This window comes from Mesorhizobium sp. P2_A12 (genome assembly GCF_056405075.1).
Genome location: NZ_JBFUCU010000007.1, coordinates 41,317 through 62,682, shown reverse-complemented (window position 1 = coordinate 62,682; position 21,366 = coordinate 41,317). Strand labels below are relative to the sequence as shown.

22 protein-coding genes and 1 riboswitch are annotated in these 21,366 nt (G+C 61.9%); of the genes, 7 read left to right on the top strand and 15 right to left on the bottom strand.

Annotation, left to right across the window (positions count from 1 at the left end; translation table 11 throughout):
• Positions 1 to 13: 13 nt before the first annotated feature.
• From AC1DZU_RS17235 to AC1DZU_RS17215, 5 genes are all read right to left on the bottom strand, one after another.
• Entirely contained in the window at positions 14 to 1,075 is a 1,062-nt protein-coding gene (locus AC1DZU_RS17235) for an ABC transporter substrate-binding protein (RefSeq protein WP_477286637.1), read from the bottom strand.
• Positions 1,076 to 1,133: 58 nt separating this feature from the next.
• Positions 1,134 to 2,108 carry a PfkB family carbohydrate kinase gene (locus AC1DZU_RS17230; RefSeq protein ID WP_477286635.1) on the bottom strand — a complete coding sequence of 325 codons (975 nt, stop codon included), beginning with the start codon at positions 2,106 to 2,108 and terminating at the stop codon, positions 1,134 to 1,136.
• Positions 2,105 to 3,145 carry an ADP-ribosylglycohydrolase family protein gene (locus AC1DZU_RS17225; RefSeq protein WP_477286633.1) on the bottom strand — a complete coding sequence of 347 codons (1,041 nt, stop codon included), beginning with the start codon at positions 3,143 to 3,145 and terminating at the stop codon, positions 2,105 to 2,107. Before AC1DZU_RS17225 ends, AC1DZU_RS17230 begins: the two co-directional genes overlap by 4 nt.
• Positions 3,146 to 3,148: 3 nt before the next feature.
• The gene (locus AC1DZU_RS17220; RefSeq protein WP_477286631.1) at positions 3,149 to 3,874 is read right to left on the bottom strand and encodes a GntR family transcriptional regulator; all 726 of its coding nucleotides are present in this window, start codon (positions 3,872 to 3,874) and stop codon (positions 3,149 to 3,151) included.
• A gap of 213 nt (positions 3,875 to 4,087) precedes the next feature.
• Positions 4,088 to 4,372, bottom strand: a complete 285-nt coding sequence (locus AC1DZU_RS17215) for a DUF982 domain-containing protein (protein ID WP_477286629.1) — start codon at positions 4,370 to 4,372, stop codon at positions 4,088 to 4,090.
• 71 nt (positions 4,373 to 4,443) lie between these two features.
• Between AC1DZU_RS17215 and AC1DZU_RS17210 the strand changes: the two genes are divergently transcribed.
• The 3 genes from AC1DZU_RS17210 to AC1DZU_RS17200 all read left to right on the top strand — a co-directional run bounded on the left by AC1DZU_RS17210 (position 4,444) and on the right by AC1DZU_RS17200 (position 6,444).
• Entirely contained in the window at positions 4,444 to 4,701 is a 258-nt protein-coding gene (locus AC1DZU_RS17210; protein WP_095091414.1) for a hypothetical protein, read from the top strand.
• Between the two features lie 206 nt (positions 4,702 to 4,907).
• Positions 4,908 to 5,195 carry a hypothetical protein gene (locus AC1DZU_RS17205; protein WP_477286627.1) on the top strand — a complete coding sequence of 96 codons (288 nt, stop codon included), beginning with the start codon at positions 4,908 to 4,910 and terminating at the stop codon, positions 5,193 to 5,195.
• A 178-nt stretch (positions 5,196 to 5,373) separates the two neighbouring features.
• The gene (locus tag AC1DZU_RS17200; protein WP_477286625.1) at positions 5,374 to 6,444 is read left to right on the top strand and encodes a sensor histidine kinase; all 1,071 of its coding nucleotides are present in this window, start codon (positions 5,374 to 5,376) and stop codon (positions 6,442 to 6,444) included.
• Between the two features lie 6 nt (positions 6,445 to 6,450).
• Here AC1DZU_RS17200 and AC1DZU_RS17195 read toward each other — a convergent pair whose 3' ends face one another.
• The 5 genes from AC1DZU_RS17195 to AC1DZU_RS17175 all read right to left on the bottom strand — a co-directional run bounded on the left by AC1DZU_RS17195 (position 6,451) and on the right by AC1DZU_RS17175 (position 9,599).
• Positions 6,451 to 6,936: a pyridoxamine 5'-phosphate oxidase family protein gene (locus AC1DZU_RS17195; protein WP_477286623.1), complete on the bottom strand. Its 486-nt coding sequence runs from the start codon at positions 6,934 to 6,936 to the stop codon at positions 6,451 to 6,453.
• A gap of 18 nt (positions 6,937 to 6,954) precedes the next feature.
• Positions 6,955 to 7,128 (bottom strand): hypothetical protein, encoded by a 174-nt coding sequence (locus AC1DZU_RS17190; RefSeq protein WP_184875063.1) that lies wholly within the window; start codon positions 7,126 to 7,128, stop codon positions 6,955 to 6,957.
• A gap of 271 nt (positions 7,129 to 7,399) precedes the next feature.
• Positions 7,400 to 7,564, bottom strand: coding sequence for a DUF3309 family protein (locus tag AC1DZU_RS17185; RefSeq protein ID WP_379103714.1), 165 nt, complete (start codon positions 7,562 to 7,564; stop codon positions 7,400 to 7,402).
• A gap of 252 nt (positions 7,565 to 7,816) precedes the next feature.
• The gene (locus tag AC1DZU_RS17180) at positions 7,817 to 8,449 is read right to left on the bottom strand and encodes a hypothetical protein (protein ID WP_477286621.1); all 633 of its coding nucleotides are present in this window, start codon (positions 8,447 to 8,449) and stop codon (positions 7,817 to 7,819) included.
• A 469-nt stretch (positions 8,450 to 8,918) separates the two neighbouring features.
• The gene (locus tag AC1DZU_RS17175) at positions 8,919 to 9,599 is read right to left on the bottom strand and encodes a methyltransferase family protein (protein WP_477286619.1); all 681 of its coding nucleotides are present in this window, start codon (positions 9,597 to 9,599) and stop codon (positions 8,919 to 8,921) included.
• A 282-nt stretch (positions 9,600 to 9,881) separates the two neighbouring features.
• Between AC1DZU_RS17175 and AC1DZU_RS17170 the strand changes: the two genes are divergently transcribed.
• Both AC1DZU_RS17170 and AC1DZU_RS17165 read left to right on the top strand, forming a co-directional pair.
• Positions 9,882 to 13,904, top strand: a complete 4,023-nt coding sequence (locus AC1DZU_RS17170) for a tetratricopeptide repeat protein (protein WP_477286617.1) — start codon at positions 9,882 to 9,884, stop codon at positions 13,902 to 13,904.
• A 49-nt stretch (positions 13,905 to 13,953) separates the two neighbouring features.
• Positions 13,954 to 14,709: a hypothetical protein gene (locus AC1DZU_RS17165; protein WP_477286615.1), complete on the top strand. Its 756-nt coding sequence runs from the start codon at positions 13,954 to 13,956 to the stop codon at positions 14,707 to 14,709.
• Between the two features lie 83 nt (positions 14,710 to 14,792).
• Here AC1DZU_RS17165 and AC1DZU_RS17160 read toward each other — a convergent pair whose 3' ends face one another.
• The 5 genes from AC1DZU_RS17160 to AC1DZU_RS17140 all read right to left on the bottom strand — a co-directional run bounded on the left by AC1DZU_RS17160 (position 14,793) and on the right by AC1DZU_RS17140 (position 19,174).
• Positions 14,793 to 15,815 carry an ABC transporter substrate-binding protein gene (locus AC1DZU_RS17160; protein WP_477286613.1) on the bottom strand — a complete coding sequence of 341 codons (1,023 nt, stop codon included), beginning with the start codon at positions 15,813 to 15,815 and terminating at the stop codon, positions 14,793 to 14,795.
• Complete coding sequence (locus AC1DZU_RS17155) at positions 15,808 to 16,587, bottom strand: ABC transporter ATP-binding protein (protein ID WP_477286611.1); 780 nt, start codon at positions 16,585 to 16,587, stop codon at positions 15,808 to 15,810. The genes AC1DZU_RS17160 and AC1DZU_RS17155 overlap by 8 nt, the downstream gene beginning before the upstream one ends.
• On the bottom strand, positions 16,584 to 17,408 hold the full coding sequence (locus AC1DZU_RS17150; protein ID WP_477286609.1) for an ABC transporter permease: 825 nt from the start codon (positions 17,406 to 17,408) through the stop codon (positions 16,584 to 16,586). Before AC1DZU_RS17150 ends, AC1DZU_RS17155 begins: the two co-directional genes overlap by 4 nt.
• Before the next feature lie 30 nt (positions 17,409 to 17,438).
• Positions 17,439 to 18,047, bottom strand: coding sequence for a YkoF family thiamine/hydroxymethylpyrimidine-binding protein (locus tag AC1DZU_RS17145; RefSeq protein WP_477286607.1), 609 nt, complete (start codon positions 18,045 to 18,047; stop codon positions 17,439 to 17,441).
• Positions 18,038 to 18,151: riboswitch (TPP riboswitch) on the bottom strand. It overlaps the preceding gene by 10 nt.
• 102 nt (positions 18,152 to 18,253) lie before the next feature.
• A complete protein-coding gene (locus AC1DZU_RS17140; protein WP_477286605.1) occupies positions 18,254 to 19,174 on the bottom strand; it encodes a LysR family transcriptional regulator in 921 nt (306 codons plus the stop codon).
• A 144-nt stretch (positions 19,175 to 19,318) separates the two neighbouring features.
• Here AC1DZU_RS17140 and AC1DZU_RS17135 point away from each other — a divergent pair, with 144 nt between their 5' ends.
• Together AC1DZU_RS17135 and AC1DZU_RS17130 are read left to right on the top strand one after the other, a co-directional pair.
• Positions 19,319 to 20,056: an SDR family oxidoreductase gene (locus AC1DZU_RS17135; protein ID WP_477286603.1), complete on the top strand. Its 738-nt coding sequence runs from the start codon at positions 19,319 to 19,321 to the stop codon at positions 20,054 to 20,056.
• Between the two features lie 183 nt (positions 20,057 to 20,239).
• Positions 20,240 to 21,334 (top strand): nucleotidyltransferase family protein, encoded by a 1,095-nt coding sequence (locus tag AC1DZU_RS17130; RefSeq protein WP_477286601.1) that lies wholly within the window; start codon positions 20,240 to 20,242, stop codon positions 21,332 to 21,334.
• Positions 21,335 to 21,366 lie beyond the last annotated feature (32 nt).

The window sequence follows — 21,366 nt, the reverse complement described above, 5'->3', positions numbered from 1 at the left end:
CCGGATGTCGGCCTTATTTCACGTCGACCTTGAGCTGCTGCCACAGCGCTAGATAGGCTTCGCGCTGCGCGTCGGTGATCGGCGCCTGGAACTGAATGCGCTTGGCCACTTCGGGGTCGCCCATCACCTTGCGGTTGAAGGCATCCTCGGGCAGCGCTTCCACCGCCTTGGTGTTGGCCGACACCGGCGCGCCGACCTTGGTGACCCATTCGACGTAGAATTTCGGGTCGATCATGTAGTTGATGAAGGCCTCAGCGCCGGCAACATTCTTGGCGCCGACGGGAATGGAAAAGGCATCGAGCCAGGCGACGGCGCCTTCCTGCGGCACGACCAGCGAGACCGGCAGCTTGAAATGCGTCTTGGCGCGATCAGCCGAACCGCTCCAGTAGGTGCCGATGTCGATCTGGTTGGAGGCGACCATCTGGTTCCAGTCGTTCTCCGAGCTCCAGAAGGTCTTGATCTGCGGCATCAGCGAGGTGAGCTTCGTCTTAACCGCATCCATATCCTTGATGTCGTTGATGTTCTGGCCGGTGGCGATGGCGCCGAACTGCACCGCCTCGACGGCATCGTCGCGAATGACGACGCGGCCCTTGTGGGCGGCATCCCACATCGCGGCGATGCTGGTCGGCGGCTTGTCGAAGGATTTCTCGTTGATGGCGAGCGCCGTCAGTCCCCACACCCATGGCACGCCATAGACCTTGCCGTCATGGACGAGCATCGGCGATCCCGCCTTGTCCTTGCTGATGTCGGCGTAGTTCGGCAACTTGGACGTATCGATCGGCTGGATCAGCTTTCCGTCCATCGCCTGGTCGTTGAAGGCGGCATTGATCATGACGACGTCATAGAGGCCGGGATTGGTCCGGATCTTGGTCAGCATTTCCTGTTCGGAATTGAAGAAGTCGTTGACGACCTTGTTGCCGGTGGCCTTTTCGAACGCCTCGACGGCCCACGGCTCATCGGTGCCGTAGCCCTTCCAGTTGAGCACATGCACTTCGTCGGCCTTGGCGGCAAAGGTAAGTGCAGAGGTGAAGACGGCGGTCGCCGTCAGCAGAGCAGTCAAATCAGGCATGCGCATGGTTGGTTCCTCTCTGTGGGTTTGCCCGCTTTCCCGGGCTCGTCAGGCTTTCTGGCAGTTATGCATTGGCCTTCAGTGTCCGGCCCTGTGCGCCCGACGGGTCGGCGACATGGCTCAGGAATGTCTGGATTTCGTGATCGGTCGGCGCTGACGAGCCGCCATGGCGCGTCACCGAAATCGACGCCGCCGCATTGGCGTAGCGCGCTGCCTCGAAAGGCGGGATGGCGCGCGACAACGCGCTGACGAAGGCGCCGATATGGGTGTCCCCGGCGCCGTTGGTGTCGATGGCGGTGACTTTGAAGCCGGCAACGGTCTGGACCAAGCCGTCGGCCAGCCGTACGTGGCAGCCCTTGGCGCCGGCGCGGATGACCACGCCCCATGCCTTCGGGCAATGGACCTCCAGCAACCGCGCGGCAACCGTTTCAACGTCGCCCGGACCGGCAATCTCGGCCGCCTCGGTCGTGTTGCAGCTCAGCCATTTGGTGCGGGCCAGCACCCGCGACAGGATGGGGCGCGGAATGTCCGATACCACCGGCGTCGGATCGAAGACAAAAGGAATGACTGCCGGCAGTGCCTCGATCCAGTCGGTGAGCGCGTCGCGGCTTGCGGGGTAGCTCAGCGTGTAGCCGGAGGTGAACACCCAGTCTCCCGGTGTGACCGAGACGGGCGCCATCATGTCGAGGCTGAGCACGCTCTCCGCACCTGGCCACGACACGAAGGTGCGTTCGGCGTCGCTCGAGATCATGGCGACGCAATTGCCGCTGTCCATCAGGGACGATGGCGGCGTCAGCGTCTCGATGCCCTCGTTGGCGAAAGCGGCCCGCAGGAAGTCGCCGTTCGGTCCACTGCCGAGCTGGCCGCCGAACACCACCTTCATGCCTGTACGGCTGGCCGAGACCATCATGTTGAAGCCGCCGCCGGCGACCTGGGCGAAGCTCGATGCGGTCTTCTCCGTGCCGGGCGCCGGCAAGGCATCGATGCGGTAGACATAGTCGACCACGGCACTGCCGATATGGACGAGGCGCCCGCTCATGCCGCCGCGTCCTTGCCGGAACCTTTTTTCGCAACCCTCGCCGCCATGAGATCAGATGCAAGGGCGCGAACGTCCGACATGTCGATGCCGACAAGCCTGGCGATATGCTGCTGCGGCAATCGGGAAAAGCCGGTGCAGGCTCCCGCCATGCCGGCAGCGATGGCGCCGATCGTGTCGGTGTCACCGCCGAGATTGGCGCTGATGACGGCCGCTTGCCATGGATCGCCGCCGGCGATTTCCAGCACCGCGAAGGCCGCCGGAACCGATTCCTGGCTGGCGACGCCGGTGCCGACCAGATCGGTGATCAGCCGGATCGCATCCTTCATCGCCTTGCCACGCACGAGATCCTGCGCCCAGACGATGCGCGCGGCGATGTCGCCGCCGGTCACCCAATGGCCAAGCGTGGCCCCGCGCCTCGCTGCCGCAACGGCGCTGTCGGACGCGGCGCGCCAGCCACCGCCGGCGACGCCACGGCTGACGGCGGCAGCGACGGCGGCGGCCGAAGCAATGGCGATCGAAGTGTTGTGGGTCGCCCGGCAGGTTTCCGCCACCTTGGCGACCAGCGCGTCGAGCGGCTCCAGCGGCATCATGATGCCGACAGGCGCAATGCGCATGGCCGCACCATTGGTGTCGCCGCTGCGCCCAGCCTCTTTCGCTGGCACGCCATTGTTGATGGCGTCGATGGCGCGTTTGGTCGACGGTCCCAGCAGATCGTAGCTGCCGCGCGCTTTGACCTCGCGCTCCCAGTCGAGCAGCGCGTTGACCCAGCGCGCATGGTCGAAACGGTTACCGGACTCCACAAGGATGCGGCCAAGCAGCAGCGCCTGTTCGGTGTCGTCGGTGACGGTGCCGGCAAGAAGCCCTTTCGACACCGGGTGGTCGGCCGCCGGGGCGACGAAATCGTCGACATGGCCATAAAGCTCGGCGATCCGGGCCGGCGACAGGAGTTGCGTCGGCATGCCCAGCGCATCGCCAATCGCCCCGCCGACAAGTGCGCCCATGGCGCGGTCGATCGCCTTGCTTGTTGCATCCGACATCGCTCAGAACCTCATATGCAGCGCGAAATGCGCCGGGTTGAGCAGGCTGGTGACATATTCGATCGGCCGTTCGTCGGCGGCACGCGTCAACCGGCGGCCGCGCAGGAACGGCGAGCCTTGCGGGCAACCGAGGATGGCGGCATCCTCAGCATTGAGCATCTCGATTTCGACCCATTCCTCACCATGGTCAGGAATAAGCCCCGCGCCGCGCAGCGTCTGGTGCAGCGAACCCTCGCGCAGGCCGCGCAGCGGCACGTCCTCCAGTTCCGGCGACAGCGGCAGCCGGCTGCGTTCGATGGAAATCGCATGGCCGTCGCTGGCGTTGGTGCGCACCCGGTCGACGGCGATGAAAAACGGGCTCTCAATGCCAAGCCAGGCCGCCAGGTCGGCGTCCTCGATCACTTCCAGCCGCAGCGTCCGCGTCTCGGCATTGGCGCCGGCATTTGCCAGCGCCCGCGACCAGCCGACCGCGTCGTCTACCGGCTTGCCGTCGAAGGTGACGAACGAGCCGATGCCGACCTTGGTGGTGATCAGCCCGCGGCTGGACAGTTCCTCGAGGCCCTTGCGAACCGTGTTGCGGCTGACGGAGAAGCGCTGGACCAGCTCGTTCTCGCTTTGCAGGCGGTCGCCGAAGCCGAGAACGCCGGAGCGGATTTCATGCTCCAGAACGGTGGCGATCTGCTCGGGCTTGCCCGTGCCGGGAGACAGTTGAACCGCGCGCCGCTTCATATGCGTACCTGTCTAGTGAACCTGTATAGTCCTGTTCAATATACGGACGCGGATACCGTGTCAACGGGATGCCGAAGTCAAAGCCAAATGACCAACGAACGGTAGAGATATGTCTGCAAAGCGTCGGCAGGCCGGACAGTATGAACCCCGAAAAGCAGATCCCGATCGCCGAAAACATCGCAATTAATCAAGAGGATAGAGCCAGGTCTTGATTCAATTTTGGCTGGATGGCATCGACACTTCACGGGGTTCAACGAGGATATCCGCCTCGATTGCGGCACTGATGAATGCCGCCCGTGCCGCCGAGGCTTCTTTCCTTCCCTCAAGCACGGCCAGGCAGACCTTGCGGGCTGCCATGTGCCTTTGCCCTGTCGCAACCGGCCAGCGGTTCATCAGAATATCGGCGGCCTGAGCGACCCGCTCCACGTTGAAGATCGCGTTTCGCGACCGGCCGAGCGCAATCCTGACCGGCTCATCGAAACGCTGGTCCTGCACCACATCACCTCCCGAAGTCGAACGTGCCGACCTAGTTCTTTGTAGTGTGATAGATTTCCTGAGGAAGGTGCAAGATGTCCGATTCCCAAGGCCAGAAAAGTCCTAAACTGATTGTCGTGGTCGCGTTCGACCGCGGTGATGACGGCGAATTGTTTCCGGCCTTCGGCCCTGCCGACCAGCAGAGCGAGGACCGCGCCATACGCACGGCCAGGGCACTGGCGGCAAAACATGTCGGCGTTATCGCCTGGAGTCGGGAAGCCGACCCGACACTCGGCGAGTACGGTCCGCCGAACACCCTGTTCGTCAGCGGCGACGTGCCTGACATGGAGTAGTCCGTTGGCGCCAAGCCCGCACTCAATGTCTGCGGCCAGACCGGAAATATTGCCAAAGCTCCAGTTGGTTCCGCGGCGAGCCGACTAGGGTCAAGAAATAAATTTCGGTTTTTAATATTAGCTCATTTGAAGGAACTGTTTTCTCTCGACCCCGTTTTGTCTACAGGTCGTTTATTCCAATGACCTCCACAGAGAGGAATCCCCAGATGAACTTCAAGATGCTCACGATGGGCGCGATGGCGCTTGCAATGATGACAGGCTCGGCGCTTGCGGCTACCCACACGTCCGCGCTGGACGATCCGGCAAAGATGTCGCCGTTCTTCACCGATGCCGGCATGAAGACCATGAAGTCCGAGGCGGAGTTCAAGGCCGCCTGGATGGCCATGAAGGACGAAGACCGCGCAGGCATGACGAAGGAATGTAGCGACGAGGCCATTGCCAAGTCGCACGACAATTTCTGCAAGATGACCAAGCAGCTCGGCGGCGCGAACTGACGCACCTCGATTTGGGCGCATGCCCGAAATCGAACAGCTGCACAAAGGCGGGCCAAATGCCCGCCTTTGTCCAGCGGCAATCTGAGCTAGCCGGGGATTCACTTCGCGACAACAGTCGGGCAAATGTGTAACGTCCCTATTTGGAGTGGCAGAACGCCGCTCATTTGGCTTTGTGCCCATGTTTCAACCCATTGCGAATATCGAGGACGCGCAGACGCTGGCGCAGGCGATCGTCAACACGATCACCGAGCCGTTTCTCGTCCTCGACGAGCAGTTTCGCGTGCTGGCAGCCAGCCGCTCCTTCTACAAGACATTTGACGTCGACCCCGCGCAGACCCAAGGCTCGCTACTCTACGCGCTCGGTGCCGGTCAGTGGGATATTCCCGCGCTTCGCCTGCTGCTGGAAACGATCATTCCCGAAAAGACCGCCATGGACGGCTTCGAGGTCGAGCATGATTTCCCGCGCATCGGCCGCCGCACCATGCTGCTCAACGCCCGCAAGGTGCTTTACGACCACAGCTCGGCCATCACCATCCTTCTCGCCTTCAACGACATAACCGCCCGTCGTGTCATCGAGCGAGAAAAGGAAGAGCTTCTGCGCCGCACGGAGGATCTGCTTCGGCAGAAGGACGTCCTGCTGCGCGAGATGGAACACCGGGTCGCCAACAGCCTGCAGATCATCGCCAGCATCCTGCTGCTGAAGGCACGGTCGGTCACGTCGGAAGAAACGCGCCAGCATCTCAAGGACGCCCACCAACGCGTTCTGTCGGTGGCCGAAGTACAACGCCATCTCCACACCTCAGCCGGCGTCGACGAGATCGATGTCGGCTCTTACCTGCCGAAACTGTGCAGCAGCCTCGCCTCGTCGATGATCGGCGAAACTCAGCCCATCACGGTCACCGTGACAGCCGAAGGCGGCAGGATGGATTCGCAGCGAGCCGTCAGCCTGGGACTGATCGTTACCGAGCTCGTTCTCAACGCCATTAAATATGCCTTTCCCAAGGAGAAGGCCGGCGCCCGTATCCAGGTGAGTTATGAGACCGCGGGCAGCGACTGGAAACTGACGGTTTCGGACAATGGCGTCGGCAAGATCGCCAACGACACACCGACTACCGGGCTTGGAACAGCCATCGTCGAGGCGCTGGTCAAACAGTTGGGGGCCAAGGTCGACGTCATCAGCGACGCCGACGGCACCAGCGTGTCGGTGACCCGGGCGACATTCATCTCACGGGTGCCGCGAGCGGCGTAAGAACCGCTACCACGATGCCTGCCTTCCCGATATCGCCTCGATCCTGATCTGATAGAACAGATGGCTGCCCGAAACCGTTGGCGCGGCACCTGGCTTCAGGGCTCCCGGTTCCCACCAGTTCGCGTGCTTTGCAAGAAGCGACCAGGCAAATTTGCGCTCAACGTCGATCGGAGCACTCATCCTTTCGACGCCGGCAGCGCTCTCGTCCAGATCCGGCCCTTTGGGCAATTCTTCGAAGACGCCGTCCACGACGACGCTTCTCCATCCGTGCGGGCCACCAACATCATCGACCTGAAGACAGACGTTCGGGTTGGCCTGCATCCACTCAACCTTCCTGCCGGGGAGCGAAAAGCTGAAAATGGCGTTGTCACCGAAGGCAAAATGGATCGGCACCACATAGGGCTTGAGGTCACGCACACAGGCCAGGTGGCCTGTGCGTTGCGTTTTAAGCAGGGCGACGCAGTCCTGCCGCGTCATTTCCTTGACGTTCATCCCGATCCTCCTTTCTCTTCAGCCAGCGCGATCGATGCGGCGGATGACCTTGATGGCCTCTGCTTCCGCTACCCCAATAAGCGCATCAATTCCCTGGATGGTCTCGATATGGCCGCGAGCCGCCACCATCCGTCGCAGGACGTGGAGATCATCGCGAATTTCGCAGAGTGTTGTCCGAAGAGTTGCGGGCATTTGGTGGCCTTCCGCAACTCAACTGTCTCGACGGCAAGCTGGTTCCGCCGACCGCCAAGCAAAAGCCCGCCACGGCGAACCGGAGCGGGCCTTGGAGGAGGACAAGGGGTGGGACCCTTTCCTCTTGTTTCCACGGGGGGTGTGGACCGCGATCACCTTACAAAGTTTTCCAAGCAAGCCGGATCACAAGCCGGCTTGCGAAGTTCACATTCCGGTGCGCGCCGGCACCGACGCGGTCACGGAATTGCGACCGCTTCGGCGAGCAACGCGGCTATATCCGTCCGAGCACGACAAGCACGATGATGATGAGCAGCACGAGCCCGAGACCGCCGCCGCCATAGTAGCCGGTGCCATAGAAAGGACCGCCGCCGAAGCCGCTGAAGCCCCCAAGCAGCGCTATGACAAGAAGAATGATAAGTATGGTTCCTAGGCTCATGGTTTCCCGCTCCTTTGTGCGCGCTTCTGCGCCGGCTCAACAACGCGCCATTCGCGTGTTGCTTGGGATGTGAACGCTTTCAACGCATTAGCGTTCCGCCGGCGGGGCGATGAAGGCCCCATGGAGCAATCAGTGCAGCCGCGGCCGAAAAGTCCGCCAGGATTGGCGGGCTTTCCGGCCCGTCGGAGGCCAGGAGAGTGCGGTCAAAGCCTCACGGCTGGTTCGGCACTTCCGCTCCCGGTACTCTTGGCGTCAGCGGCGTGCGATCAAAAGGCACAGTTGGCGCAGGTCGCGGTCGTAGTCTCCGGAACTGCCGAGGACATCGACGCAGCGCTTCTTCAACCGTGCCACCTGACTGTCCGACATGTCGGCGACGACACCCGGCAGGTTCCTATGTCCCGAAGTACCCGATGTTCCGGTGTTGGCCGGGTTCCCTGTTGTGTCCGGATTGCCGGGATTGCTCGGGTTGATTGAACCAACGCCTCCGCCGACGCCAACGCCGACGCCACCCGTTCCACCAACACTAGCGCCGAGGCCGGCCGTGATGCCGCCAGACCCGCCGACATTGGTACCGGCACCGGCATTGATGCCGTTGCTGCCACCTGCGGATGCACCGAGGCCTGCGCTGACGCCTCCGGTGCCGCCGACCGACGCACCGGCACCAGCATTGACGCCTTTGCTAGCGCCTACGGAAGCGCCGAGGCCCGCACTGACGCCGCCGCCGCCGCCGACCGACGCACCGACGCCGGCATTGACGCCGCCGCTACCGCCCACCGAGGCGCCTGCGCCAAGACCGAGCCCTGCAGTATTCGCTGGCAGCGAAAGAACGAAGACTACTGCACCACCTGCCAACACACTGGCGACTGTTTTGATCGTAAAGGCCATAACACTCTCCTGTTGCCGTTGAGATAAGGCAGTCAGCCAGAGGCCGATTGCGAGTTAACCTACGCAGGGAGTGAACTTAAGTTTCACAAAGCGCTTCACTGGCGCGATTGATGGTATTAATTTTTGAAATTGTAAGAGTATAAAAATAATAAAATTGACGTACAATCTTCATGATCACGATGCGAAGCGGATAGTTATGATCGATATGTATTTCGAAGTTCGTTAAGAATCGATTTTTATGGAATTTTGTTCGAGGCCGCGCCAGGCCGGAGACCGCATGAACTTTTGGCCAGGCCGCCGCGATGGGTCCCGGAGCCCGTCAGCGAGAGGTCCGCATCAAAACGCAACGCATTGGCGTCACGGCTGATCGATCGACGTCAATTTGCGCCAGACAGCAATGGAAGGCCGGTCATGCCAAAAAGCTGCCGGCGCGATTGCCGGCAGACGACGCCGTCCACTGGCCTAGTTGTCAGACGATCCCGTAGTACAGCCTGTAGCGGACGCGCTTCATATAGTCCCGATATTCCGGCGTGGCGGCAAGCAGCGCCTCTTCGCGCAGGATGCGATGCACCTGGAAGAACGTGATGACGGCGTAGACGGCGAGATTGTAGAAGGAAAAGGCCGACAGCAGGAACAGGACATGGCCGACCAGATAGCCGGCATAGATCGGGTGTCGCACCAGGCGGTAGGCACCTCCGGTCATCACGCCGCGATTGCCCGGCAGAATGGCGAACGAACGCCCCAGCGATGCCTTTCCCCAGATCACGAAACTCAACGCCAGGGCTTGCAGCGGCGCGGCGACATAGACAGGGATGATGGCAACGCCCGGCTCGAAGGTGATGAAGCCGACGCCGAAGCTGGCAATCACGGAGACGATCACCGTGAGCGGATTCCAGTCGCGAACCTGCGGTCGCCGCGACAGAAGCAGCCAGGTAAAGGTAAGTATCTCGGAAGTCGCCACCAGCGCCACGTTGATACGGGTGGGATCGAGCATGAGGTGATATATGCCGCGGTAGACAAACAGGCCCGCGAAAACCAGCGCGCAGAGCCGAAAGAAGCCTTCGCGCAAGTCGACCAGGATTTCCCGCTTTCGGGCTGCGGACAAAATCCCTTCGTCGTTGACGTGCGAAAGGGTTTCAATTTTTGACATGAGCAAGGCCAGGCACCCGGTTATCCCTCGGGGCGACCTTTGCACGCAACCATTGCCGTACGGTTAATCGAGAAGATCAGATCGGCACTAAACCGCTTATCCGTCCCCGGAACTCAGCGAAGCGTACGACTTCACCGATGGGACAGGGTTCGACCTACGCCAAGACGCTTGCGGCCCATTCCGTCGCATTGCAATTTATGCTTGCATTTTGGAACAAATAAAGAACAATAGGCGGATTACCCGCTAATGTGGACCAGGGGTTTTCGGGGGAGTACCAGTGGGATGGCGAGACAGAAAGGCGCGGGGCGGGCTGCCGCCGCGATCGGACTATTCGTGCCGGTGAAGGCCCCGCCCTGGGTGTGCTGGTCGCTGGCAAGCCTTGTCGTCATACACATCTCAAGCGCTTCCGCGATGGCCGCCGACAAGGACTACGCCGGCTGCATCGGTAAGAACATCGATCCGGACAAGCGCATCGTAGCCTGCACGCCGATCATCGAGGACAAGGCGGAGTTCTACCAAAACCGCAGGATCGCCTATTTCAAGCGCGGTATCGCATGGGATGACAAGCACGATTACGACCGCTCCATCGCGGACTACGACGAAGCGATCACCCTCGACCCGAAGCAGGCCTCGACCTATTACAATCGCGGCACGGCCTGGTTCAACAAGGGCGATGACGAGCACGCCATAGCCGACTTCAACAAGGCGATCAGCCTCGATCCGGGTTTCGCCGATGCCTTTTACAGGCGGGGTCTGTCCCTGTTCCGCAAAGGCAAGGATGACGCCGCCATTGTTGACTTTGACCAGGCGATAGCGGTCGATCCAAAATTCGCCAAGGCTTACACGGCCAGAGGCTATAGCTGGGCGCGCAAGGCCGACGATGTGCGTGCCATGGCCGACTTCAACCAGGCACTCAGCCTGGACCCGCAAAACAGCGAGGCCTATTTTGCCCGCGGTACTGTCTGGGCCGACAAGAACGACCATGACCAGGCAATCGCCGACTACGACCAGGCAATCAGCCTCGATCCGAAAAGCGGCGCTTACTACAATCGAGCCTTGGCCAAGACGATTGAAGGAGACCTCGCCGGTGCAGCCGCCGATTGCCGAAAAGCCATCGAGCTCGATCCGAAGAAGGCCGGTGCTTGCAGCACGAAAGTAACGGGAGCCGAGTCGCCGGTTGCACCCCAGGCGGCCAAACCGGCGATACAGTTCGTCGTCCCCAAGGAAGATAACTCCGAGCGCATTGCCTGGAACCTCAAACAGGGGTTGGAAGAACAGATTCGCGGAAACGTCGACAGCGCCATAGGCCGGTTCAGCTCTGCGATCGACCTCGATCCCTACAATGCCGAAGCGTTTTACGACCGGGCACTAGCTGAAGCATCCCAGGGAAACTACGACGTAGCCGCCGCCGACTGTCGGCGCGCGATCGAGCTCGATCCAAAGCGCGCCGGCACCTGCCGCGAGAACGCGCCTGGCCAAGACCTATCTGCCGCCAAGGATACGACGAGGGATCCCGCGGCCGCAAAGACCCTGATCGAGCGCGCTGGGATGCGGTTGTCGAAATATGGCGTCGACGGCGCCCTGCTCGATTTCGACAAGGCCATCAGCCTCGATCCGGACAATGCCGACGCCTATCTCGGCCGCAGCCGTGCCAAGACGCTCAAGGGAGACAGCGCCGGAGCAGGAGCGGATTGCCGGCGCGCCATAGCGCTCGATCCGACGCGGGCAGCAAGCTGCGGCGACCGGGTTTCCGGCGACGAGAGCAAACCGGCACCGTTGCCAGACACACAACAACCGGAGCCGCGAGCCGTCGTTCCGAATGTGACGGCCACGCAAGACACGCTGGCCGCGAAGGCCTTGGAGGCGACCGACCCACAGGCCCTGGAGGCGATCCTTGGCGGCGACGCCTTCCTGGACATGGGCAAGTACGATCAGGCGATCGGCGCCTACAACCAGGCGATCTCGCTCGATCCCAACAACCGGTTCGCCTATTTCGGCCGCGGCAAGGCCTGGGCCGCCAAACGCGCCTACGGGCAGGCGATCGCCGACTACGACAAGGCCATCGAACTCGCCCCCAATTTTGCCGCGGCTCATTTTCGCCGGGGCCTCGCCAAGGTCACGTCAGGTGATGCAGAGGGCGCGCTTGCTGATTGCAGCCGGGCTGCAGCACTCGATCCAAAGGCGCGCGACGCCTATTTCTGCAAGGGCATGGCCTGGCATGCAAAGGGCGACCCGGGAAGCGCGATCGCCGCCTATTCGGTGGCGATCGAAATCGATCCGAAGGACGACGCCAGCTACTATGGGCGCGGCATGGCGCGTGCCGATGGGAAAGACTACGACGGTGCCATCGCCGACTTCGACCAGGCGATCAAGCTCGATCCGGACAATGCGGACTACCTCGTCAGCCGAAAGGCGACGGTGGCGGCGAAAGGACAGAGCGACACGGCGGCGGCCCCGGTCGGCACCGAACCTGCGGCCCGGCAGGAGGCCAGCAATAATACCCGGTCTAACGGCGGGCTTTCCACCGCCAAAATCGCGGAGCTCATTCAGGCGACCGACCCGCGTGTCCTGGCCATGGTTCAGAACGGTGACAGCCTGTCGGACGCGGGCCAATACGATCAGGCAATCGGCGCGTACGACAAGGCGATCGCGCTCGACCCCGACAGTCCCCTCGCCTATTTTGGTCGGGCCAATGCCTGGACCGCCAAGCGAGCCTATGATCGGGCGATCGCCGACTATGATCGGGTGATCCGGATCCTACCGGATCTGGTCTCGGTCCATATTCGCCGAGGCATGGCCAAGGCCACGTCTGGTGATGCCGAAGGTGCCCTCGTCGATTGCGGCCAGGCCGCCGAGTTCGATCAGAAGGTGGTGGATGCATATTTCTGCATGGGCATGGCCTGGCACGTGAAGGGCGATGCCGGGCGAGCGATCACAGCCTATTCGGCGGCAATCGAAATCGATCCGAAGGATGCCCCCAGCTACTACGGGCGAGGCATAGAGCGGGCTGACAGCAAAGACTACGACGCTGCCATTGCCGACTTCGACCAGGCGATCAAGCTGCATCCGGGCAATCCGGACTACGCGGTGGCCCGCAAGGCGGCGGTGGCTGCGTCAAAGAAAGGCGGTGTTGCACCTGAGGCCGTCGGTTCGGATCCCAAGAACCTCAAGGCCTTCATGGATCGCGGCGATGCGTTCTACAGGAAGCGCAAATACGGTCGCGCGATTGCCGAGTATAGCCGCGCGATCGCGCTTGATCCAAGGAAGGCCGCCGCCTATGTCGGGCGAGGAATGTCGCGCGCCGAGAAGGGTGATTATGATGGAGCCATCGACGACTACAGCAAGGTGATCGAACTCTATCCGGCCTATTTCGACGCTTACCTCGGCCGCGGCATTGCCTGGAGCAAGAAGGACCAATTGGATCGCGCCATCGCCGACTACAATCGCGCGGCCGAAATCGAGCCAGGCTACGCACCTGTCTATTTCGGGCGCGGCAGCGCCTGGTTCGCCAAGGGCGACTACGATCGGGCCATTGCCGACTACGACCAGGCGCTCAAGCTCGATCCAAAGCTGGCCATCGCTCGTAAGGGTCGCAAGCAGGCAGTGGCGGCGAAAGCGAACGCCTCAAAAACATCAAACGAAGCTGCTGGCCAGGCTAGTGACGAGGCGATCAAGCCAAGTAGCATTTCGCCAGCCGCGCAAGCGCTCAGCAAGGGCTGGACGCTGCACGAGAGGGATGACTATGACGGCGCCATAGCGCTTTACGACAAGGCGATTGCGCTCTTTCCGGCGTACCACGACGCCTATCTGGCCCGGGCGATGGCCTGGGAATCCAAGGGCGAATACGCTCATGCCGTCAACGATTACAGCCAGGCAATCACGCTCAATCCGAATTTTGCCGACACCTACTATGACCGTGGTCAGAACCGCAGTTTCCAAAAAGATTACGACGGGGCGCTTGCTGACTACGGAAAAGCCATCAGTCTCAATACCAAGGACGCAAGGGTCTTTGCCGATCGGGGCCTCATATTGATGGGCAGGCATGAGGACGTTGCAGCGTTACGTGATTTCGAAGAGGCCCTCAGCCTCGATCGCAAGAACCCCCTTGCCTATTTGGGTCGAGGCGTGGTTCGGATCAGCAAGGCGGATTATGACGGAGCCATCGCCGATTTGAGCCAAACGATAAGGCTCAAACCGGATTTCGCCACCGCCTACAAAGTGCGGAGCAGGGCGTGGGACGCCAAGGGCAACCACAAGCGCGCAGAGGCCGACCGCAAGAAAGCGATGAGCCTCGGGGCGAAATAGAGACAAGGCTCGGGAGCGCTGCCAAATGACGCGTTGGAAAGGTTTGGGCGTGGCGGCGGTCGCCGCTTTGTCTTTCGTTGCGGTAAAGGTGTTGCCCTGGGCGCTCGGCTTTGCCGGCGGCAAATATCTCTACCAGACGGTGGCGGGCTCGCCCGATCCGCAGACACTGACTGCTGCTCAGGTGAACGAACAGATTCAGAGCCAGGGAAGCCAGATATTCCTCACGATCAAGCAGGAGTTTCCAGACGACTATGACACCGTCGTGGAAAAGATCACGGCCGTGGCCAGACTTGGAAACGTGGAGCAAGTGCGAAACGCGAGCAGGATGGCGGTTACCGGCCTCAGGCAAAGATACGCGTCTCTGCTGTCGTCGGCTCCAGACAGCAAAGCCGCCGAGGCGCTGCGTGCACAATTGGCCATGCTCAACCATGTCATGTCGCGGGAAACCGCAGCCACCTGCAACAACTACCTTCGCCAGGGGCCGGGCGCGCTCAGCACGCCGGATCAGGATTTCCTGGCCGACATGGACAAGATCGGGGCCACCCTGTTTCGCGCCTTCGGCGCAGCGAAGAATGGGGGGCTGCCGGCCGCTGCCGCCAGCGACGAAGATTGGTCGCTGCTGGCCGACGCTTTCATCAACGCCGGCGGCACCCCCGCCGAGATGAATGCCATTGCCAATGTCAACCCGGTATTCGAAGGTCTCTGCCCGGCCGTGGTGAAACTCTACACAGCCGCTCTGTCGCTGCAGGGTGAACCCGGGCGGCACATCAAAACCACTCTGCTCTATGAGATCGCGAGGAATTAGCTGGAATCTGCCAATGTGTGCGCGTTTGACGGGAAGCTGCCACGCCACGCGAGTCCTTCGAAGTTTCGAGAGTCAGATAGCTCCTACCCCAGAGTTGAGTTGCTGAAATACTCCGCGAAATCAGGGCGTTGCGTCAGAACTTTGCCATCGGCATCGCGCAGAATGCCCGCAGCGAAGAGATAGTCGCCAATCGCGTGCATCTTGGCTGGATCCATCGTGCCGATGGCGCCATTGTCTCCGCGCAAATAGTGGCCATCGATCAGCGCCCTTAGCGAGGCTTCGATAAGCGCCGGATTTGTCAATGTGTCCTTGTTGGCGGCGATCAGAAGTGCGGCAGCCGCATCGGGATGGTCGACGGCGAACTGGCAGCCGCGCCGCGTCGCCTGCACGAAGGCGGCCGCAGGTTGGGGGTTTGCCTGGAGATAGGCCTCGCTCGAGGAGATCAGGGTCGTGTGCTCATCAGGCACGCCATAGTCGGCGTAGACGAAGCTGCGCTGCTTGATGCCTTTCAACCCGGCTTCGACACCTTCCCAGGTCGAGACCTCCAGCGTGAAATCGACCGAACCGTTGGCCAGCGCTTCATAGGCTGAAGTGCCGAGTGTCACCGTCTCGAAATTGCCCTTGCCGCCATCGTGGCGGATGATGGTGCCAATCAGGGCGTTTTCCCAGGCGCTGCCGAAGCCGCCATAGGTCAGGCCGTCAAGGTTCCTCGGGCTTTTGATCTCGCTGCGTGCCGCGTTGAACACCAGCCGGCCGGTTTCGGATTGCACGACGGCATAGACGCCCTTCAGGTCGGCGCCGGCGGTTTTTTGGGTGAACAGGCTGATGGTGCCGTTGATGCCGAAATCGGCGACGCGGTTGGCGACCAGCGTGCCGGCGCCGGTATCGCTGTAGGGCAGGATGTCGACCTCGAGCCCGGCTTCGGAATAGAACCCTTTGTCGCGGGCGACGAACAGCCCGATGTGGTTGGTGTTGACCGTCCAGTCGAGGGCGACGGTGACCTTTTGCGCCGCCGATTGTGCCTGGGCACGGCCCGCTCCGGCCACCAGCGGAAGACCGGAGGCAAGGGTGAGCAACAAGGCCTGCCGGCGCGTCAAGTCAGTCATGGTCGTGTCCTTTGGATGAGTGCGGGTTGGGCTCGGGGTTGAGCAGTATGTCGAGGATCTCGGCCTCGATTGCGCTTGTCTGCAACGCGTCAGTGCCGCCAAGGCTGCGCGGGCGTGACAGCGGCACCTTGATTTCACGGACGATGCAGGCCGGGCGCGCCGACAGCACATAGATGCGGTCGGACAGGAAGACGGCTTCGCGCACATCATGGGTGATCAACAGTGCCGTCCAGCGATGGTGCCGCCACATCTGCTCGAGCCAGCGCTGCATGGCGGTGCGGGTCAGTGCATCGAGCGCGCCGAACGGTTCGTCGAGCAAAAGCATGTCGTGCTCCTGCACCACGGTACGCAGCAGGGCCGCGCGCTGGCGCATGCCGCCCGAAAGCTGCGCCGGAAAATGCCGTTCGAAGCCGGCAAGCCCGAACTCGGCAAACAGCGGCGCAACGCGCGCCCGCGCCGCCTTGCGCCTGATGCCTTGCACTTCGAGCCCAAGCGTCGTGTTGTCGAGGATGCGTCGCCACGGCATCAGCGCGTCACGCTGCGGCATAAAGGCGAAATGCCTGCCGTGGTCGTCGAGCGGCGTGCCGTCGAAGAACATCTCGCCCTCGCCGTGCTGCGCGCCGGTCAGAAGCTGGAACAGCGTCGACTTGCCGGCGCCCGACGGCCCGAGGATGGAGACGAATTCACCGGCGCTGACGCTGAGCGAAATGTCGGCGAGCACGTCGAGCCGGCCAAATGCCTTGCGCACATGCCGCAGTTCGAGCCGGCTCATCGCCACGGCCCCGTCCCGGCGGGGTGCTGGCCGGCGGCCCGTTCCCAGGGCATGGCAAGGCGCTGCAGGAGCACCGTCAGCCCAAACAGAGTGAGCGTGAGCGCGGCGCTGACACCGACGGCGGCCAGCACCAGATCGGGGCGGAAGTTGTTCTTGGCGTTGAGCATGTAGATGCCCAGCCCCTTCGCGGCACCGGCATATTCAGCGAAGATGGCGCCGACCACGGCATAGGTAATGGAGATCCTCAGGCCCGCGAAGAAATAGGGCAGCGCCGAGGGCAGCCGCGCCAACACGAAGACGCGCCAGCGCCCTGCCCCCATGGCGCGCAGCATCTGCCCGATCTCGGGCTCCGTCGCCTCGTAACCCTGCACCAGCGCCACCAGCATCGGAAAGAAGGTGACCAGCGCCACCAGCATGATCTTGGGCATCAACCCGAAGCCGAACCACAGCACCACCAGCGGCGCGATCGCCACCAGTGGCAAGGTCTGGCTAACGATGAAGACGGGAAACAGCGCACGCCGCAGCGGCCGGAAGAAGTCGACCAGCATCGACAGCGCAAAGGCCGCGCTGAGCGAAAAGGCAAAGCCGATCAGCGTGGCGCGGATGGTGGGAATGGCGTTGTCGACCAGCGCCTCGCGATTGAGCATCGCCTGCTCGAACACGCGCGACGGCGCCGGCAGTGTCGTCGGCTTGATGCCGGAATAGGTGGCATAGAGCTCCCATGCCAGCAGCATCAACCCCACCGAAATCATGGCCGGTGCTGCCTTGACAAGAAGGCTCGCGATCGGACGCGAAGCGGCTGATGATGAGGCCACGGGCATAACCTTTGACGGGGTCGCGAACGCGGCCGCTCAGCCGGCCGACGGGCTGTTCGCCGAGACCGTGACGTCGAGGGTTACGTGGCCGGCGCCTGGCCCGAAGCGGCAGAAGGCTTCGTCCAGCGCCGAAAAGATCGCGCCGGCATCCCCGCGCAATTTCGTGCAGAAATGCTTCGAGCGCTCATAGACACCGGACTGCTTGAGAAAATCGATGCAGCCGTAAATCTCGTCCATGTGGTCGTCGGTGCCCATCACATAGAGCGAGAACTGCGCTGCCGCCGGCTGGCCGGTCAAAGCCGCGCCACGCACCGCGGCGATTGCCGCATCCTTGCGCGGGCCGAGGGGGCCGACAGGCCCACCAAGTGCATCGGAACGGCAGATCGGATCATCCGGCTCGCCAGGGCAGCCGCGCGAGATGGTGGCTGACAACACGCAATGTTTGCCGCTGCGTGCCGCCGCCACGAACAGGTCTCGCATCGCCGGAAATAGCACTTCGGGCGGCCCGACCAGCAAGGTCGAGATGTCGTCGGTCTCGATCCTGAGCCGATCGCGGTAGGGGTCGAGCCCATCCAGCGCGCCAAAGATGACGCCGACGAAATCGTCGGCCATGGGGTATAGGGAAATCTGTGCGCCTGAAAACATCGCCCGCCTCGCTCCGCTGGTATTACCCAGATCAGCTTCTAGGGTCTGTGGGCTTGCCGCCCCCGTCTCAGCCCCGACCGTACGGAGCACCCCTGTGGATGCGCGGGTTAAAGCACCATTCGAGCTGAAGCGAAAGTGGTTTTTTGGCGCGCTCTTCCAAAGCATTGCGCCAGGCCCGCGAAACCGGACCGTCGAGCGACAAACTCTCAACCATCAGGCGGCGTTTGGCGCCAGGTATGCGCATGGCGCAGGAAATCGACGAAGGTGCGTACCGCCGGTGATGTATGACGCTGCTTCTGGTAGCAGAGAAACCAGCCGGGAAAGGTCGCGCACCAATTATCCAGGAGCGACACCAACTTGCCGGCATCGATCAGCGGACGCACGAGGTCTTCCGCCCAAAAGGCGATGCCGACGCCCTGCACGGCGGCGGCAATCGCCATGTCGCGGCTGGAGACGACAAGCGGACCGCTGACCGCGACCGAGAACCATTGGCCATCCCGGGCGAATTCCCATGAGTAGGGCCCAGCACTCCCCGGCCGGCGCCAATTGATGCAGCGGTGCTGGAGCAGATCCGCAGGTGCCGACGGCGATCCGTAGCGGGCGAGGTAGTCCGGCGAGGCCACTGCGAGTTGGCGCTGCGTGCCGCCAAGCGCCACCGCGACCATGTCGGCTTCGAGAAATTCGCCAAGCCTGGCGCTGACATCATAGCCGGCCTCGACGATATCGACGGAGGCATCGTCGATCGTCACGTCGAGCACGATGTCCGGCCATGCCTCATGAAAACGGCCAAGCACCGGCTCCAGATAGGTGGCGGCGGCAACGCTGGGCATATGGACGCGCAAGACGCCGGCCGGCGTGTCTCGCAAGGCGGTCGCATCGCTGACCGCCGCCTCCATCTCGGCCATCGCCGGCGCAAAGCGCGCATGCAGGCGCGCTCCGGCTTCGGTCAAAGAAAGGCTGCGTGTCGTCCGGTTGAGCAAGCGCAGGCCAAGCCGCGTTTCGAGCTGACGGATCGTCTGGCTGAGCGTCGATGCTGAAATCCGCAGATCTTCAGCGGCACGGGCGAAGCTGCCATGCGCCACTACAGCGGCAAAGGCTTTCAGCTCTGCATATTCGCTACCTCGCATTACGCCATATTCTCCAATGAGTATGATGGCATTCTATCGCATTTTCGGTAGGAGTCTGCTGTCTAGCTTGAGGACATGCTTCGAACGGCTGTGATCATCGGCATCGAGCACACCTGAATCTCCCTCTGAGCAGGAGCAACGAACATGCAGAAACTCAACGGAAAAATCGCCTTGGTGACCGGCGCCTCCTCGGGCATTGGCGCGGCAACCGCGCTGGCGCTGGCGGAGCAAGGTGCTGTCGTCGCCATTGCGGCGCGACGTCGGCAGCGCCTCGATGACCTGGCCGCACGCATCCGCGACAACGGCGGCGAGGCCTTGGCAATCGAGGTCGACATCACCGATGAAGCGCAGGCCACAGCCATGGTCCGGCGCGTGCTGGAAAGCCATGGCCGGCTGGACATGCTGTTCAATGTTGCCGGTGTCGGCGTCGCCGCACCCTTCCAGAACACCACCACCCGCGAATACCGGGAGATGGTCGACATCAACATTCTGGGTCTGCTCTACACGATCAATGCGGCGCTGCCGACAATGAAACGGCAGGGATCAGGCCACATCGTCATCGTTTCGTCGGGCACCGGCCGCTACATCCATCCATCTGTGGTCTATTCCGGTACCAAACATGCGGCCAGCGCCATGGCGGAATCACTGCGCCGCGAAATCAGCAAGGACGGCATCCGCGTCACGGTGATCGAGCCGGGCGCGGTCAGGACCGAGTTCACCGCCAATATGCGCGACGATGTTCGGCTGGCTGTCGAGCAAAGGTTGGGCGACATGGAGCAACTGGAGAGCGAGGACATCGCCGCCGCCATGCTCTACGCGGTCTCGCAGCCACCAAGGGTAAACGTCAATATCCTGACCGTCTATCCGACACAGCAGGCTTGATAACCCGCCGCAGCCCGTTCCCCGCCGCAATAGATTGCTCCGTGGCGTATGAGCGTGGCGCCAGTCCGACAGTTATAAGATTTTCGCAATTGTCTTATAACTCGCTTGAAATCCGGAGCAAAAGCGCGCAGCTATAAGAGAACCGCAAATTTCTTATAACCTAGAGACAATGTCGAACGCACGATGAAATCGATCGACATCGCTTATCGCACCTTGTTCGCTGAACTCGTGCAACGAAGCCTGGACGCGTCGTTCCACACCGACTTCTCGACGGCGGGCAATTTCGTGCGAGTCCCCGTAAAAGGCCGCGACTACTGGTATTTTGAGGAGACTCGGCCGAAGACAACAAGACGATATGTCGGCCCGGCCGACGATCCCGAGATCGCAAAACGCGTTGCCGCCTTCAGGGAAATCAAAAGCGACCTGAAGAGCCGTCGCAAGCTTGTATCGACGCTTGTCCGCGAGGCTGGGTTAATGGAGCCGGAGAAATTCACCGGTGATATCGTTGAAGCCCTTGGCAAGGCCGGGTTTTTCCGCCTGCGAGGCGTACTGGTCGGCACCGTCGCGTTCCAGACCTACGCCGGATATCTGGGCGTAAGGCTGCCGGGGGTGGCGCTACAAACAGGCGATGCCGACTTTGCTCAATTTCACTCGGTTTCCGTCGAAGTGAACGACAGTCTGCCGCCGATCATGGATGTACTGCGCGATATCGATCCTTCGTTTCGCGAAATTCCGCACCGAACAGATGCCAGTCGCACGACGCAGTTCGAAAACGCTTCCCGGTATAAGGTCGAATTCCTGACCCCAAACCGAGGCAGCGACGACTACGCCGACCACGCGAGCGCGATGCCGTCTCTGGGCGGCGCATCGGCGCAGCCTTTGCGATTCCTGGATTTTCTGATCCGCGAACCCGTACGAACCGTCTTGCTGCATCGATCCGGAGTCCCGGTGCTGGTCCCCTCACCCGAGCGATATGCTGTCCACAAACTGATTGTTGCCTCCCTGCGCCAAAAGAATGCAAACGGTGCCGCAAAGCGGGAAAAGGACGTTCTTCAGGCAAGCTTGCTTGTCGAGGCGATGAAAACTGCCCGCAGGCAAGACGACCTCGCCGCGGTGTTTGCCGAAGCATGGAACCGTGGCACCAGCTGGCGTGATGCGATCCAACGGGGTCTTCGTATGCTCGATCCCGATCGGCAAGACATGGTCGAAACAATCGTTCGAAGGGCACTTTCGGACATTGGTGAAAAGCTGGACGGCTTCACCAACGCGGCAAGCTGACTGAAAAGGCGTTTGGAATGCAACGATGCCAC

What these genes read in the sequence shown, in the direction of transcription:
- AC1DZU_RS17235 (WP_477286637.1), bottom strand. Translation starts at nt 1,075, where the DNA reads ATGCGCATGCCTGATTTGACTGCTCTGCTGACGGCGACCGCCGTCTTC.
- AC1DZU_RS17230 (WP_477286635.1), bottom strand. Translation starts at nt 2,108, where the DNA reads ATGAGCGGGCGCCTCGTCCATATCGGCAGTGCCGTGGTCGACTATGTC.
- AC1DZU_RS17225 (WP_477286633.1), bottom strand. Translation starts at nt 3,145, where the DNA reads ATGTCGGATGCAACAAGCAAGGCGATCGACCGCGCCATGGGCGCACTT.
- AC1DZU_RS17220 (WP_477286631.1), bottom strand. Translation starts at nt 3,874, where the DNA reads ATGAAGCGGCGCGCGGTTCAACTGTCTCCCGGCACGGGCAAGCCCGAG.
- AC1DZU_RS17210 (WP_095091414.1), top strand. Translation starts at nt 4,444, where the DNA reads ATGTCCGATTCCCAAGGCCAGAAAAGTCCTAAACTGATTGTCGTGGTC.
- AC1DZU_RS17205 (WP_477286627.1), top strand. Translation starts at nt 4,908, where the DNA reads ATGAACTTCAAGATGCTCACGATGGGCGCGATGGCGCTTGCAATGATG.
- AC1DZU_RS17200 (WP_477286625.1), top strand. Translation starts at nt 5,374, where the DNA reads ATGTTTCAACCCATTGCGAATATCGAGGACGCGCAGACGCTGGCGCAG.
- AC1DZU_RS17195 (WP_477286623.1), bottom strand. Translation starts at nt 6,936, where the DNA reads ATGAACGTCAAGGAAATGACGCGGCAGGACTGCGTCGCCCTGCTTAAA.
- AC1DZU_RS17190 (WP_184875063.1), bottom strand. Translation starts at nt 7,128, where the DNA reads ATGCCCGCAACTCTTCGGACAACACTCTGCGAAATTCGCGATGATCTC.
- AC1DZU_RS17185 (WP_379103714.1), bottom strand. Translation starts at nt 7,564, where the DNA reads ATGAGCCTAGGAACCATACTTATCATTCTTCTTGTCATAGCGCTGCTT.
- AC1DZU_RS17180 (WP_477286621.1), bottom strand. Translation starts at nt 8,449, where the DNA reads ATGGCCTTTACGATCAAAACAGTCGCCAGTGTGTTGGCAGGTGGTGCA.
- AC1DZU_RS17175 (WP_477286619.1), bottom strand. Translation starts at nt 9,599, where the DNA reads ATGTCAAAAATTGAAACCCTTTCGCACGTCAACGACGAAGGGATTTTG.
- AC1DZU_RS17170 (WP_477286617.1), top strand. Translation starts at nt 9,882, where the DNA reads ATGGCGAGACAGAAAGGCGCGGGGCGGGCTGCCGCCGCGATCGGACTA.
- AC1DZU_RS17160 (WP_477286613.1), bottom strand. Translation starts at nt 15,815, where the DNA reads ATGACTGACTTGACGCGCCGGCAGGCCTTGTTGCTCACCCTTGCCTCC.
- AC1DZU_RS17155 (WP_477286611.1), bottom strand. Translation starts at nt 16,587, where the DNA reads ATGAGCCGGCTCGAACTGCGGCATGTGCGCAAGGCATTTGGCCGGCTC.
- AC1DZU_RS17150 (WP_477286609.1), bottom strand. Translation starts at nt 17,408, where the DNA reads ATGCCCGTGGCCTCATCATCAGCCGCTTCGCGTCCGATCGCGAGCCTT.
- AC1DZU_RS17145 (WP_477286607.1), bottom strand. Translation starts at nt 18,047, where the DNA reads ATGTTTTCAGGCGCACAGATTTCCCTATACCCCATGGCCGACGATTTC.
- AC1DZU_RS17140 (WP_477286605.1), bottom strand. Translation starts at nt 19,174, where the DNA reads ATGCGAGGTAGCGAATATGCAGAGCTGAAAGCCTTTGCCGCTGTAGTG.
- AC1DZU_RS17135 (WP_477286603.1), top strand. Translation starts at nt 19,319, where the DNA reads ATGCAGAAACTCAACGGAAAAATCGCCTTGGTGACCGGCGCCTCCTCG.
- AC1DZU_RS17130 (WP_477286601.1), top strand. Translation starts at nt 20,240, where the DNA reads ATGAAATCGATCGACATCGCTTATCGCACCTTGTTCGCTGAACTCGTG.